15 protein-coding genes are annotated in these 13,401 nt (G+C 44.7%); 9 read left to right on the plus strand and 6 right to left on the minus strand.

Translation table 11 applies throughout. The features are described 5' to 3' along the window. Window positions 1-15 precede the first annotated feature (15 nt). Window positions 16-453, plus strand: a complete 438-nt coding sequence (locus QGN29_RS04030) for a DUF2141 domain-containing protein (protein ID WP_310799393.1) — start codon at window positions 16-18, stop codon at window positions 451-453. Between the two features lie 31 nt (window positions 454-484). On the opposite strand, the gene QGN29_RS04035 is transcribed toward QGN29_RS04030, so the two are convergent. Together QGN29_RS04035 and QGN29_RS04040 are read right to left on the minus strand one after the other, a co-directional pair. After that, window positions 485-1,948 (minus strand): aldehyde dehydrogenase family protein, encoded by a 1,464-nt coding sequence (locus QGN29_RS04035; protein ID WP_310799394.1) that lies wholly within the window; start codon window positions 1,946-1,948, stop codon window positions 485-487. 29 nt (window positions 1,949-1,977) lie between these two features. Beyond that, on the minus strand, window positions 1,978-2,847 hold the full coding sequence (locus QGN29_RS04040) for an isocitrate lyase/PEP mutase family protein (protein ID WP_310799395.1): 870 nt from the start codon (window positions 2,845-2,847) through the stop codon (window positions 1,978-1,980). Between the two features lie 106 nt (window positions 2,848-2,953). Here QGN29_RS04040 and QGN29_RS04045 point away from each other — a divergent pair, with 106 nt between their 5' ends. Beyond that, window positions 2,954-3,670, plus strand: coding sequence for an SDR family oxidoreductase (locus tag QGN29_RS04045; RefSeq protein WP_310799396.1), 717 nt, complete (start codon window positions 2,954-2,956; stop codon window positions 3,668-3,670). 23 nt (window positions 3,671-3,693) lie between these two features. Continuing rightward, window positions 3,694-4,335: a hypothetical protein gene (locus QGN29_RS04050; protein WP_310799397.1), complete on the plus strand. Its 642-nt coding sequence runs from the start codon at window positions 3,694-3,696 to the stop codon at window positions 4,333-4,335. A gap of 85 nt (window positions 4,336-4,420) precedes the next feature. Here the strand turns inward: QGN29_RS04050 and QGN29_RS04055 are convergent, their stop codons facing one another. From QGN29_RS04055 to QGN29_RS04065, 3 genes are read right to left on the minus strand one after another with little or no spacing between them, the layout of a single operon-like run. Further along, entirely contained in the window at window positions 4,421-5,230 is an 810-nt protein-coding gene (locus QGN29_RS04055; RefSeq protein WP_310799398.1) for a hypothetical protein, read from the minus strand. 33 nt (window positions 5,231-5,263) lie between these two features. Then, entirely contained in the window at window positions 5,264-6,064 is an 801-nt protein-coding gene (locus tag QGN29_RS04060) for an SDR family NAD(P)-dependent oxidoreductase (protein WP_310799399.1), read from the minus strand. A 9-nt stretch (window positions 6,065-6,073) separates the two neighbouring features. Then, window positions 6,074-6,940 (minus strand): NAD-dependent epimerase/dehydratase family protein, encoded by an 867-nt coding sequence (locus QGN29_RS04065; protein WP_310799400.1) that lies wholly within the window; start codon window positions 6,938-6,940, stop codon window positions 6,074-6,076. A gap of 88 nt (window positions 6,941-7,028) precedes the next feature. On the opposite strand from QGN29_RS04065, the gene QGN29_RS04070 reads away from it, so the two are divergent. From QGN29_RS04070 to QGN29_RS04080, 3 genes are read left to right on the plus strand one after another with little or no spacing between them, the layout of a single operon-like run. Beyond that, window positions 7,029-8,672, plus strand: a complete 1,644-nt coding sequence (locus QGN29_RS04070) for a nitrilase-related carbon-nitrogen hydrolase (protein ID WP_310799401.1) — start codon at window positions 7,029-7,031, stop codon at window positions 8,670-8,672. Further along, window positions 8,669-9,124 (plus strand): VOC family protein, encoded by a 456-nt coding sequence (locus QGN29_RS04075; RefSeq protein WP_310799402.1) that lies wholly within the window; start codon window positions 8,669-8,671, stop codon window positions 9,122-9,124. Before QGN29_RS04070 ends, QGN29_RS04075 begins: the two co-directional genes overlap by 4 nt. Continuing rightward, complete coding sequence (locus tag QGN29_RS04080) at window positions 9,114-9,860, plus strand: hypothetical protein (RefSeq protein WP_310799403.1); 747 nt, start codon at window positions 9,114-9,116, stop codon at window positions 9,858-9,860. Before QGN29_RS04075 ends, QGN29_RS04080 begins: the two co-directional genes overlap by 11 nt. On the opposite strand, the gene QGN29_RS04085 is transcribed toward QGN29_RS04080, so the two are convergent. Further along, on the minus strand, window positions 9,857-10,636 hold the full coding sequence (locus tag QGN29_RS04085; protein ID WP_310799404.1) for a GntR family transcriptional regulator: 780 nt from the start codon (window positions 10,634-10,636) through the stop codon (window positions 9,857-9,859). The genes QGN29_RS04080 and QGN29_RS04085 overlap by 4 nt on opposite strands. Window positions 10,637-10,903: 267 nt before the next feature. Here QGN29_RS04085 and QGN29_RS04090 point away from each other — a divergent pair, with 267 nt between their 5' ends. From QGN29_RS04090 to QGN29_RS04100, 3 genes are all read left to right on the plus strand, one after another. After that, complete coding sequence (locus QGN29_RS04090) at window positions 10,904-11,569, plus strand: hypothetical protein (RefSeq protein WP_310799405.1); 666 nt, start codon at window positions 10,904-10,906, stop codon at window positions 11,567-11,569. A 12-nt stretch (window positions 11,570-11,581) separates the two neighbouring features. Further along, entirely contained in the window at window positions 11,582-12,217 is a 636-nt protein-coding gene (locus QGN29_RS04095; protein ID WP_310799406.1) for a glutathione S-transferase family protein, read from the plus strand. Window positions 12,218-12,288: 71 nt separating this feature from the next. Next, complete coding sequence (locus QGN29_RS04100) at window positions 12,289-13,395, plus strand: efflux RND transporter periplasmic adaptor subunit (protein ID WP_310799407.1); 1,107 nt, start codon at window positions 12,289-12,291, stop codon at window positions 13,393-13,395. Window positions 13,396-13,401: the final 6 nt, after the last annotated feature.

Below are 13,401 nucleotides of genomic sequence, written 5' to 3' on the forward strand. Positions count from 1 at the left end.
GAAAGGAATGAGACAATGAAAAATCTAATCATAATCACACTTCTCGCATTTGGCATGACGCCAGTACTAGCGGATGAGAAGACAACAGAGCTCACCATTGTCTTTACAAACATCTCTAAGAAAGTGAAGGGGGATGGCTACCTCTCACTTTACAATGACAAAAAAACATGGCTGAAAGAAGAAAAGGCCCTTAAATCTCTTCGAATTCCCCATGACTCAATCAAAAATGGGACAGTTACAGTCACCCTCTCATTACCCCAGGGTGAGTATGCCTTTTCTAGTTGGTTTGACAAAGATGGTGACGGCAAAATGGATAAAAATTTCATTGGAATTCCAAAAGAGCCTGCTGGAATGGCCAATAACCAAAGACCAAGTTTTGGCCCCCCAAAATACAAAAAATCTGTCTTCACCTTAGGGGAAGATCCGGTTACACAAACGATTAAAGTGAAATGATAGAAAGCGGCCTTTGCCGCTTTTATATCTTCTAACGGCCCCCGAGCGGATCTTGGGGAGACACGCCTACGACACGCGCACCCGCGAAAAATTCAATGGATTGGCCGTGGCCTTCTTCTCCCAAGCCGGAAAGGCCCCATGCCGACCGAGGTGTATCTTTCCCGATGCTTAACAGGCTATAGCCGTTAATTTTAACGCCACCTGTCCGCATCTCACGAGCAAAAGCAAAAGCTTGCTCCTCATTGGCGCTGTAGACATACCCGGCCAAACCATAAGGCGTCCCATTGGCAAGCTTTAAAGCCTCTTCCCGCGTTTCGAAACTATGGATCACTGCAACAGGGCCGAATATTTCTTCGATTGTATCTTCTGGACGACAGCCATCAATGAGTGTGGGGGCAATGAAATATCCTTGGTTTGCCGGCCGATTGGTCATGGAAAGTGCCTTGCCACCCTTTGCCTTCAGATCATCAATGGCATTCAAAATACCATCATATTGACCCTTATGAACCATCGGCCCCATATCCGATTCCTCACTTAAACTATCGCCTAACTTTATCTCTGCAAGAAGTTCTAAAACTCGGTCAACGAGCTTATTCTTGATTGATTTATGGACAATTAATCGACCAAGAGCCCGACACCACTGGGCGTTCAGATTTGTCAGGCCAAAGACAACCCCAAGGGCAGTTTTCTCAATATCAGCATCTTCAAAAGCGACAAGAGGATTATTACCTCCAAGCTCTAGCTGTGTTGGTTTAAAATCATCTGCACAAGCTCGTGCAATCGCTCGACCTCCAGTGAGTCCCCCAGTAAAAGAAACAGACCCGATACGGCTGTCTTGAACCATTTGCCCTCCAATAATACGGTTGCCACAGGTTAACTGGAATGTCCCCTCTGGGAGGCCAACTTTGTCAATTGCCTTTGCCATCATAATTGCTGAATGCGGCGCCCATTCTGAGGGTTTCATTATACAGGGTGCTCCTGCAGCAAGGGCGCTCGCAATTTTATGACTTCCAATGGCTGTCGGTCCATTCCAAGGTGAAATGAGTAAAGCCACACCCCATGGACGGCGAAAATATTCTACTGGGCCGAGCGGTCCTTCAGCAGTTTTGTCCAATCCACCTTCTCGAATATAGGAGGCTGCCATTTTGAAAACCATCGGCGCAATTGTCGCCATTTTTCTTGTGGTTCTTAATATTGCTCCTGTGGTAATACTGTCGCTAAAGGCAATTGTATCTCTGTAGTCGGGCTGAGACAATTCATCTGCAATCGCCTCTAATATGTCTGCTCTCTCTGTAGCAGGCGTGCGTTCCCATTCGCCCTTTTCATAAGCTTTATGCGCAGCAGCTAAAGCCTCTTCTACTTGATCAGTAGAACAAGAGAGTTGAGCTTGAATTGGCTCGCCTGTATTGGCATTACACAAGTCGCTCTGGCGGTCAATCTCAGGGACAGACTGCCCACCAGCGATAAAATTTACAAGCTTAGGTAACTGTGTCATTGGCTGTTCAATCCTTCTTTACGCTCGCTTTAAGGCCCATATTTTTCGGCATCTTTTATTAAGTCTGGAGCCCCTAATAAATCATTCATATACTTTAGATCGACCATTGTTTCTCGCATTTCCACAGTTTGACCCTGCTGCTTCAGATGAGCGAGAAGTCTTTCTGCGACGGGAACAAAGCCATGTAATAAGGCGGCAGGATAAAGTGCAACTTTATAGGATAATGCGGCAATGTCGTCTAACTCTTCAAGCGGAGACCCGCCCCCTTCGACTAAATTATGGACAAGAGGAATATCGCTGCCAAATGCCTTACCTATCTCTCTCATCTGAGTCACAGTTTTCGGCGCTTCAATAAACAGTAAATCAGCCCCTGCATCTTTATAAGCATGCCCCTTTTTGAGCGCTTCTTCAAACCCCAGAACGCCAAGTGCATCCGTTCGTGCAATAATTTTAGTGTCATCATTTTGGCGCGCATCCAGCGCTGCTTTGATCTTTCCAACCATTTCTTCTGTGCTGACCACTGCTTTCCCAGCCATATGGCCGCATCGCTTGGGTAAAACTTGATCTTCCATTTGCAAAGCCGTGGCGCCCGCCCGTTCGAATGTTTTTACTGTTCGGCCTACATTAACAGCATTCCCAAAACCAGTATCCATGTCCACGATCAACGGTATGGAAACCCTTTCTCGAATTGCCGCAACAGCATCTGCCACTTCCGTCGCTGTAACCAATCCCATATCAGGACGTCCAAAGCGTGAAAAAGCCAAGCATGCCCCTGATAAAAAGGCAGCGCTGAATCCTGCTTCTTGGACAAGGTGTGCACTCAGACCATCATAGACACCCGGGGCTTGAATAATCCCTGGAGACTCTATCATGGCAGTAAACTGTTTTCTATGGGGCATGGGTTCCATCCTTCTTCTATTCTTTCTATAGCAAGACATTTACCATTGCTCAATATGTATTAAAGATATATCATTAATATTATTGTATGGATGTGGGATAGAAAAAATGAAACCAGCTAAGTTTCAAATTGCTTTAGTCACAGGCTCTAATAAAGGAATCGGTGAAGCTATAGCTACTGGGTTGGCAGCAGAGGGTTATACTGTTTTGATCACGTCACGTTCACTAGCAAAGGCTGTGGCAGTGGCACAGCGTCTGACCCAAGACGGCGGCAAGGCCTATGGATTTGAATTAGATGTAACAAATGAAGAGGCAGTTGATCATTTTGCTCAACAGATTTTAAACCAATTCGGTCAGGTGGATATTTTAGTGAATAACGCAGGTATTGCCCTTGATCAATGGGTGCAGGGCCAAAATCTTGACCTCGATTATATGCGCGAAACTTTCGCTGTTAATGTGTTTGCGCCGCTTCACCTCATTCAAAAATTTCTCCCTCAGATGAAAAAACAAGCCTTTGGTCGTATTGTGAATGTTTCCAGTGAGCTTGGATCGCTGGAGACTATGGAAATGGCTGGAACTGTTGCCTATCGTTCCTCAAAAACTGCTTTAAATGCTGTAACAAAACTACTCGCTCTTGAGATTGAGGACGGAGAAGACATTCAGATTAATGCAGCGTGCCCAGGTTGGGTGAAGACAGCGCTTGGCGGGCCGGAAGCCCCGCGAAGTCCAAAAGAGGGTGCCGACACAGCTCTCTGGCTTGCCACTCAACCCAAAAATGGCCCCAATGGCAAGCTATTCCGCGACCGTTCTCTTTACCCTTGGTAACACTAACTTATTAAGAGGCCTGTATGACCTATCTATTCCTCACTTTTGCAATCTTATATTTAATTTTGTTGATCCAAAGCTTTCGCTTTCTCCCCTCGTCGGCACGCGTTTGGTTTCTTCGCGCTCTCATGATATCGCTTATGTATGATAATATGGTTGTCGGGCTAGGCACTCAATTACAAGAAGCTGGCACGTTGCCCTTCTTTAGTTATGGTCGTGTCTGTCTACATGCCACAGTGTTGCCTTTCCTGTCCTTTTTCACCTTTTCGACCTTGAAAACATATAAGACCGAAAGCACTGTGTTGATGCCTCTTGGGCTGCTTTTGACAGGGGCCGCGCTCTATTACGGTGTCACTCATGAGATCATGGGCCTGACGATGGATACAAAAACTGTCTTGGGAATTACTCGCATGGTAGATAATAGCGGAATCCCACCTATAGCAACAATTGCAACTAACTTTATCACGATTGGTGCCGCAGTGATGATTTGGCGTGCCGCCGGCAGCAAATTTCTCTTATATGGGGCAGGGTTCATCTTTATTATCAACGGAGCCACAGCAACGCTAGAATGGGGATTTGCCGCAGGAGCCTGCGCGGAAGTCATATTCTTGCTTAGCCTCCTCAGGACAGAAAAAGCGACTCTAACTCGAAAGACTTCTGAATAAATTTTGGATGTAAAAAGCCTGCTACTTTAATGAGTAGCAGGCATAGCGTTCAACACAAAAAAGAACGATTAATATAGTTTACTGCTTAATATAACTTACTGCGGGCCATTTGACCTGCTCCCATACGAGTAGTCACTAAATCATCAATCATCTCTTTACCAAATACATTCTCTGCCAGTTTATTCATGGGATCAAGCTCGTACCCTAGGCGACGCATAATGTGGTCTTGTCGCTGACGTTCTGCCCGGACTTCCTGAGGAAGGGGTTCGGCTCTGTCTAACCATCCCAACCAACGATCCAGTGCTTTATAGGCATAGGCTTCTAAGATATCGATATTTTCGTCCGTCAACTCAGCAGACAAACTTTGTGTAGAGGGATTGTTCAATGCCCGCATATATGTCCCGTGACTGACAGCCCACTGGAAATTTTCATGACCGCGAAGAGCGATATAATCTTGATTATCCTCATCATAGTATTTTTTTAGATACTCAGGGTCTGTCAATAAATTCGTGCGGGGTGTAAAATCAAAATAGAAAAATAATTTCGGAACCGTTCCAAATACCATAACAAAGTGAGGTACATCGGTTTCTGGGCCAAGAAATGCCGTGGCATTCATGTCAAGAATACTGGCCTTTCGATTGCCAATCCAACTGTTGACCAGCCACTCACATCCAGGACCTGACCAAGCATTAAATGATCCCTCAAACTCTTTATTCGGTGAGGTATAATATTCACGGCCTGTGCAACTGGGGTCCTTCTCCATCCCAGGAAAGCGAGCCGCTATTCTCTCTTTTACATCACTTAAAATTCCCCAGCAGCGTTCCCAAGCCTTCGAAACATCTACATTGGGATTTTCCGCTAAAAATTCATCGAGAGTTTTTGTATCTGAACTCATTATATTTCCTATATCTATAAGATGTTGCTTTTCTTAAAGTCCGAACCGCTCAAATTGATCTGGTCTTTTTGAGATCATATTTTTGACTATCCGACCCATGATTTTGAATGTGTTGAGCCAGGCTATTTTCGCGCCTGTCTTTTCAAATCCAATCATTTGGTCTACTAAAAAAGGAGAAACCGTTTCAACTTGATCGACTAGTGTATTCATAAATTTTCGAGATTTTTGAAACCGCTCTAAATCCTCTTGAGCTTCTCTAACCACAGCTTCTGTCACAATCATCCCCGGGCGAATTTTACCAACCAATACACCCGTATCCTTCAGTTCTTTAGCAAGGGCATCAGAATAATAATTCAGGCCTCTTTTAGTCGTGCCGTAGATCCCCATCCCAGGGAAATACTCGCCGTCACTTCCGCCGCCTAGCATGTTAAAGATCTTACCGTATCCTACTGAAACCATGCCTTTGGCCGCGATTTTAGAGCCTCCAATAGTCCCCAGCATATTGGTTGTTATCATAGTATGGATCTCAGAATCTGGTGTATCTAAAATAGACCACTGCGTGCGTGCTAAGCCTGCATTATTTATCCATATGTCCACAGTATTGAATGCATCAATTGCAAAATCCCATAAGGCTTGCAACTGATCATTTTCGGCGACATTACAGGGTTGTCCGATAACACGCCCGTCTTCTTTCTCAAGAGACCCCAGCGCTGCATTCACACTTTCATCACTCCGGCCTGTAATCACCACATTCCAGCCTCGCGAGGCAAATTCACGGGCCAGTCCAAAGCCTATACCTTTTGTACTGCCTGTTATTACCGCTGTCTGAGGCATATCATTCTCCTATGAGCTCGCATGACGGGCAACAACGTCAGCGTTCGGGTCCCCGTGCTGAACAGAATAGCCAGTCGCATAAAATTTATCAGCTGAAATTCGTCTGTTGGGGGCCTTAATTGCATTCATATACTCAAGACGATCAATTCCTATATCATCGCATATTGCATCGAAGACAATCTTATTGGCAGCGGGGACATTGGCGTTATCACAGACATTGAAAACACCTGTAAGCTCTTTAGATAAACTGTGATAAACAGCATCAACAACATCTTCAAAATGAATGGCATAAAGCGGGGCATCGGGGCCAAACAAGATCTTGCCACCAAAAAAATCAGCCGCCATTTTCACCCGGGCTGGAAAATCCATATCGCCAGGCGCACCGTACATATCCGGGAACCTCAGGACACACCCTTCAGCACTTTCAAGAACTTTGGCTTCTGCAGCTTGATAATATTTACTTGAGGGCTCTTCATGATTGCTTGTTGGAGTGGCTTCCGAAATGGGTGCATCGCCAGGTCCGCCGTCCCCGTAGACTGAAAATGAGGATAAAAAGAGCACTCGTCCACAGGCCGCCGCCGCGCTCGCACAGCTTTTTACTAAAACTTCTTCATATTGAACTTCTCGCTCTTCTTTGGTTCTTGTATTTTTTACATTGGGTGCAACAGTGGCAACGACCGCGTCACAGCCTTGTGCAGCCGATTTCACTCTGTCGCTCTCGCTGCCCTTTAGAACATGCACTTCATCAGCATGAGCCTGAAGAGTTTCTACTTTTTCTGACGTTGTTGTAGTGCCGACTACAGTATGACCATCAGACTTAAGCTTTGCAGCCAATGCCTTTCCAACATGCCCCATGCCTAAAATTAAAACTTTCACCCGTCTCTCCCTAATTTCTATTGTGCCATTCCCAACTTTATATATACTAAAGATATATCATTATGACAATAAGGGAAGCTGAAAATCAATGATCAGTAAAAAAAAATTATATATGCGGGTCGCTGCTCTTCAGTTTCAAACCACGAGCCATGTGCCAGAGAATCTTAATACTTGCCTTCGCCTCATTGATGAAGCAGCGCTTCAGTCGCCAAATTTAATGGTGTTAGGAGAATTTTCTAACCATCTTTCTTGGTATGATGATCAGAAGCACGCTTGGGAAGTTGCCCTTGAGATCGGCGGGAATTTTCTTCAAAAAATTGCTGAAAAAGCCAGACGTCACAGCTGCTATATCGACATTAACGTTACCTTGCGGCGCGCTGAAAATACCATCACCGTCACCTCTCTTCTCTATGACCCAGAAGGGCAGTTGATCGCTGAAGCGGATAAACAAACACTGATGGGGCACGAAAATATCTATTTCGAACGAGCCAGCGCACCCTCTCCGGTCATCGAGACTCCCTACGGCCGTCTGGGCCTCTTTCCTTGTCGTGATGGTGTCACCTTTGAAACACCACGCGGCCTTGCCTTAAGGGGCGCTCAGCTTTTTTGCGACAGTCTGAATAGCTTTGCCCTTGATGAAGCAACACTTCATGTTCCTGCGCGAGCACCTGAGAATAAATGTTTTCTTGTATCAGCAAATAAAGTGGGACCCCTTATTCCAGAAATTTTACTGAACGAAGTAGCCAGGGCCACTCAAATCCCTAAAAACTTCCTGTACGGCGCTGGCGGCAGCCAGATCGTTCACCCTAATGGAACAATTTTAGCGCGCGCCTCTCTTGATAAAGAAGAAGTGATTGTGGCCGACATCTGCCTCTCTGAAGCTGATGATAAAAGTCGACCTGATGGCACGCACCTCTTCACAGCTAGACGCCCAGATCTCTACACGGATATTGTAGATGAAAATGCCTGTATAGACTGTGGGGCAGCTCAAGCTGAGGTGAAAGCTGTTACGCTTTCTGTGACCAGTGTCAACGACCTTCTGGCGCAGGCCTTGGTCATCGACCCATGGGTGAAAATTATAGTTTTATCAGGTAATTTCATTGCGAAGGAATCTGAGCTAGAGCAGATAATACAGATCTGCAAGCCCTATGATTGGAGTTTATGTACTCGCGCCCTAATCGAGGAAGATCAATTTGTTGTGCTGATAGGCAAGGGCAAAATCCTTGCACAGCAAAAACAAATACATAAGTCACACCGCTCAGCGTCAAAAACCCTCGCGAAAGAACTGATAACGCTAGACCTCGAGTGGGGTCGGGTTGCCATGATGCATAGTGATGATGCTGCTTATCCTGAGATAGTGAAAGTAGCGGCCCTCAAAGGTATCCATACGCTTCTTGTTCCGGCCGATTTTCAAGAGCAATGGGAATGGCAATATGGTCTTCCCTCTCGAGCCGCAGAAAATAGAATTTGTGTGATTGCTGCAGATAAAGAGAAAAGCATGATCGCTTCGCTTGAACGTGAGTTTACGATCATGACAACTTGGGAAGAACGACAGTTTGATGGCAAAATAAACGAACCCCTTCTTGCCTGGCAAGTTCGAGGGAAGCCTTATCTTGAAGCCCTCTTTCATCCTCAGGCGGCTTGCAATAAAGTCATGTCTGAAGCAACTGATTTACTCAAAGATAGACCGTGGTTTCTCTCTGAGGCTTTGATAAAGGAAGAGCATCAATGACCCAAGTACTCAAAGATTATATCGTTGGCCTGCGCCATGTTGGATTTATCGTACCCAGCATAAAAGAGTCGCTGCTCACCTTTAAGCGCGTCTATGGTATTTCGGATCAGGAAATTACAATTACACCGCCTTATGACGAAGCGTGTATGACACGATTTGCTTTTTTTAAAGTGGGTGGCCAAGAGTATGAATTAATCGAAGCCGTCACAGACGACTTTAAAGAGACCTTGCACCAATCAGCTAGTGCCGGCGGCGGCCTCAATCACCTTGCTTATGCTGTTCGCAACATTGAAGGGGCGCTTGATGCCCTCAATAAAGTTGGGGTTAAACCAGGACATGTAACACCTGATGGTATCGTTGATTTTGGAAAACGGAAAATGGTATATTTGGACCCAGAGACAACGGATGGCTTACTAATTGAACTCATAGAAGACATATTTCATGACAGTTAAAACGAGAGATGCAGAGGCGCCTCTGCGCATGTCAGGCCGCTATGCTTATTTCTGTAATGGAAAAAGAACTGATATTATAGAATCCTTTACCATTCTTATTGAAAATGGGCACTGGATCGTGACATCTTCACGCACTTCTAAAAACTTTGCATTTTCAGCCTGTGTCAAAGCTCAAGTCTCTCTAGAGGACTTTCTTTTACCGAAAGTGGAGGTCCGCTGGACTGCTCATAAAGAAAAATATTGTATCGATACCGAAATGAATTCAAAGTCGCTCATATTCACACTAAATGGCATAACAGATAGCCTGCCTTTAAAAGGCCCTACAATATATTTTCCTCTGCTTCGGATATTCATGGGGCCTATTCTTCGCTTTTTAGAAAAACACCAAAATACCACCACTCTGATCATTCCCAACATTAAAGTTCCGGCTGGGCATAAAGATTTTCTCAAGCCTGAGAAAACAAAACGAAAAGCCACTCTTATTGAAAGAACGACTTATATGCCTAAAGCGCAGACGCCTATCATTTCAGACTTACATTCTTACGCTGAAAATAGGGCTATCCCTTGTAGAAAATTTGAGTACGAAGGGGATCAATATGAAAAGGGAACTTATGTGACAATTGATGACAATGACATTCTGTTACACTATGCATGGCAACAGGATGCAAAGACACAGTGGGACATTCATATAGAAGACTATACACTTTCACTCGCTGCAGAAGCAGAAGCAGATTAATTATCCATTTTCAAATCCATTTGGTATTGGAAGTGATCAGGGTGATAAAGAATTTGCAGAACATCGACCAGTTTCTCTTTTCCGCCAACCATAACAAATGAATGACGCTCTAGGCTTAGGAGAGGATGCCCCTCTTCCACCTTGAGTAAGGCGGCAACCTTAGCATTGGCTGCGACTGCTGATATTGTTTGACTGATATGGCTGATATTCAACCCTTGTTTCCTGAAAAGATCAAGGCGCGGCGTATGCTCTAATTCAGAACAAACAGTCTTCTCATTCATCCCTGCTGTCCAGCTGACATAATGGCCGAATGGCATGCCGTCTCTATGGCGAACACGCAGGACATAGAGTGCTTCTTCAGATTCATCCAACTGCAACAAAGCTCGAATATTGGAAGGAGGGGCTAAATCTTGACAACTAATAACTTGCGCATCAGAATGACGGGCCATGCTCTCAATTTCTTGCAACATGCCAACCAGAGGAGCCTGCAAAGGTTGAGGTTCATAATCATATATTACCCGCGTGCCGCGCCCACGACGACGTTCAACAAGTCCATCTGCGGTTAATTCATCCATCGCTCGTTTTGCCGTAATCCGTGACACATCAAAATATTCTGAGAGCTGAGCCTCAGTCGGCATCTGAGTGTTATGAGCGAAGGTGCCATTTAAGATAGAATTCTTCAAAAAGATATAGAGCTGATGATATAGGGGCGTTCTCGTATCCTGCTTGAGAGCATCCCGTTGGTATTCTCCAAAAATAGATGTTAAGCGCTCCACAATTACGTCCCCTGAAAAGTTATTTTGATATGTTATTATAATGATATATCAAATTGACAACCTTGGCAAATTGTTATCAGAATAATAGATCATGAGAAATGACTCATAGTCTTTGAAAGCTCTTAACAAATAATAAATGGCTTTAAAAGAGCCAATTATAAGCAAAGCCCTCACGCCCGTTCGTTTTTTAAAGACAGATGAAATTATATGTTATAAAGATATATCAATATTATTTCACTTTAGCTTTATGGAAAATGGATCAAGCAAATGGACGGTCTCTTACTTATCAAACTTTTGCATCTCATCGCTTTTGTTTATTGGTTGGGAGGTGACTTAGGCACCTTCTATGCCAGCCGATTTGTAACAAAAGAGGATTTATCAAGTGAAGCACGTTCCACAGCTCTCACTATCATGATGGGCTGTGATCAAGGGCCGCGTTTCGCGATGCCTTTGATTTTCCCTCTTGGATTCGAGCTGGCGGTCCACATGGGCTATATTGATATGGCACCAATAGGGGTTGCGATAATCTGGCTTGTTTCCATCATTTGGGTTGCAACCGTTATCACTCTGCATTTTGCGCATGGTAAAAACTTCATTCCTGCTCTCACAACTTTCGATTTTTATCTCAGAATTTGTGTCGTGATTGCCCTATTATCTCTCAGTGGCTACGCTCTAGCAACAGGGACGATTATTCTCGCTGCATGGACAGCCTATAAAATTATCGTCTTTGCCCTGCTTGTTGCTTGTGGTTTAATGATCCGCATTAAGCTCAGGCCCTTTATGGTTGCTTGGGGATCGCTTATGACATCAGGACCAACAGACGCTGTTAATGCTGCCATTTCAGGTTCTATTGCCAAAGCCCGTCCCTATGTTTGGGCGATCTGGATTGGGCTGTTTGTCAATGCTGCGCTCGGTTTACATCTCATTGGATAAAGGAATTTTGTTATGAAAGTCTACAGCGGAAATTTATCCCCCTATGCCACACGGGTGCGAATACAGATAAAAATCAAAGGCCTTGATATTGAAATAGCACCGCCGCCATTTGCATTGAGAACACCTGAGTTTTATGAAAAATTCTCGTTGGGAAAAATCCCCGTTTTAGAATTAGATGATGGGTCTCTCATCCAAGATAGCTGGGTGATCATGAATTATCTTGAGGACCTCTATCCCAGCACACCTCTCAGACCGGTATCGGCTGAGGATAAGGCCGCTATGATTGTCCTAATGCGATTTGCAGATACCTATCTCTCTCCCGTTTTATTTCCGCTTTTTTTGGCGCTCAACAATCGCCCGGATGAAAAAGCTCTTTCCGGCATGCTCTCTGCTCTTAGGACAGAACTCGTTAAGCTTGATCGTATTCTTGAGGAGCAAGGTTGCCCCGAAGAGCGGGCCCTGACCCTCGGGGATATTGCGCTCGCGCCTAATTTATTTTTCGTCATTGCCATAGCGCCCATTTTTGGAGAAAATTCAATTCTAGATGACCTGGATCAAATTCAACGGTGGTGGCAATGGGTAAATAAGAATGAGCATGTCGCTCATGGCATCAATGAAATCAGTGATGCACTCAAAGCTATGGCCTAAATTAAATTTGATCTAAAGACGTGCTCGCGCTCTATAAAGACTCAAATAGTCATCATAATATCGAGAACACTATGAAATTGTTAAACAAAGGAACCCTCCAACTCATCATTGTTATTGGTGTGATATTCCTTGCATTCTTTCTGTCCGAAGCGTTAAAACCAAGCAAAGAATATGTTGAGGGACTGAGGCCTGCCCAGGCATCAAAAACTAAAACCGTTTCTACTTTTAGTGCAATAAAAACTGACTATACGCCGACGCTTACATTGAGCGCGGTTGTCAGTGCTGCTTCGAACACGGACATTGCCGCACAAATTAGCGGTAAAGTATCTAAAGTCTCTGCTTCTTTTAAAAATGGCGGAGTTTTTCAAAAAGGGGATGTTCTTTTTGAAATTGAGTCGATTGACTATGAGCTAAAACTTGAATCTTCCCTTGCAGACGTTAAGGCTGCAAAAAGCGATTTGGATTTTCTTATCGCGAAAGCAGAAATTGCAGTTGAAGACTGGAAAAAACTCTTTCCTGGTCAAAAAATTACACCCCTCGGTTCGCGAGAACCGCAAATTGCAGCAGCGACAGCACGCCTCAATGCAGCCGTCGCCAACCAGAAAAAAGCACACCTTGAGTTGAACAGAACTAAAATTAAAGCCCCCTTTAGCGGCCGAGTCATTGAAACGGGCCTGGAAGTGGGTCAAGTCGTTGCAATGAATGCTGCCGTTGGAAAAGTCTATGCGCTTGATGCCGTACAGATCGAGGCCTCAGCTGCACCCCGCCAGCTCACTCAAATTGATCCTGTTCTTGGTAGGGTAGTAACGGATTTGGGAGGCCATTCTATAGGTTTAGTTGATCGATTGAAGGCCACCTTGGATCCTAAAACTCGCCTCGCTACAGTCTATATTTCACCAACAAGCCCACGGGGTCTATTAATTGGACAATTTTTGCAAGTACGCTTGGTCGGCCCAAATGTATTGTCTGCTGTTCGTATTCCTAGAGACAAAGCAATTCTTGGTAAAGTCTGGGTTGTCAGAGAGAATAAATTAGCGCAAGTCCCCTTAACCCTTTTAGGGTCAGATTCTGATACGCTCATCGTACTTGATTTCCCGCATTCAGACTCTGTTCTCTCAGTTCTTCCTTTTAATGCTCAGGTTGGCCAAGCAGTCACTGTTGCGAATAAACAGCAATAAAGGGGA

This window comes from Temperatibacter marinus (assembly GCF_031598375.1).
Lineage (GTDB): Bacteria > Pseudomonadota > Alphaproteobacteria > Sphingomonadales > Kordiimonadaceae > Temperatibacter > Temperatibacter marinus.

Excerpts from the sequence above, each read along its gene's own strand:
- QGN29_RS04030 (WP_310799393.1), top strand. The coding sequence starts at position 16 with ATGAAAAATCTAATCATAATCACACTTCTCGCATTTGGCATGACGCCA.
- QGN29_RS04035 (WP_310799394.1), bottom strand. The coding sequence starts at position 1,948 with ATGACACAGTTACCTAAGCTTGTAAATTTTATCGCTGGTGGGCAGTCT.
- QGN29_RS04040 (WP_310799395.1), bottom strand. The coding sequence starts at position 2,847 with ATGCCCCATAGAAAACAGTTTACTGCCATGATAGAGTCTCCAGGGATT.
- QGN29_RS04045 (WP_310799396.1), top strand. The coding sequence starts at position 2,954 with ATGAAACCAGCTAAGTTTCAAATTGCTTTAGTCACAGGCTCTAATAAA.
- QGN29_RS04050 (WP_310799397.1), top strand. The coding sequence starts at position 3,694 with ATGACCTATCTATTCCTCACTTTTGCAATCTTATATTTAATTTTGTTG.
- QGN29_RS04055 (WP_310799398.1), bottom strand. The coding sequence starts at position 5,230 with ATGAGTTCAGATACAAAAACTCTCGATGAATTTTTAGCGGAAAATCCC.
- QGN29_RS04060 (WP_310799399.1), bottom strand. The coding sequence starts at position 6,064 with ATGCCTCAGACAGCGGTAATAACAGGCAGTACAAAAGGTATAGGCTTT.
- QGN29_RS04070 (WP_310799401.1), top strand. The coding sequence starts at position 7,029 with ATGATCAGTAAAAAAAAATTATATATGCGGGTCGCTGCTCTTCAGTTT.
- QGN29_RS04075 (WP_310799402.1), top strand. The coding sequence starts at position 8,669 with ATGACCCAAGTACTCAAAGATTATATCGTTGGCCTGCGCCATGTTGGA.
- QGN29_RS04080 (WP_310799403.1), top strand. The coding sequence starts at position 9,114 with ATGACAGTTAAAACGAGAGATGCAGAGGCGCCTCTGCGCATGTCAGGC.
- QGN29_RS04090 (WP_310799405.1), top strand. The coding sequence starts at position 10,904 with ATGGACGGTCTCTTACTTATCAAACTTTTGCATCTCATCGCTTTTGTT.
- QGN29_RS04095 (WP_310799406.1), top strand. The coding sequence starts at position 11,582 with ATGAAAGTCTACAGCGGAAATTTATCCCCCTATGCCACACGGGTGCGA.
- QGN29_RS04100 (WP_310799407.1), top strand. The coding sequence starts at position 12,289 with ATGAAATTGTTAAACAAAGGAACCCTCCAACTCATCATTGTTATTGGT.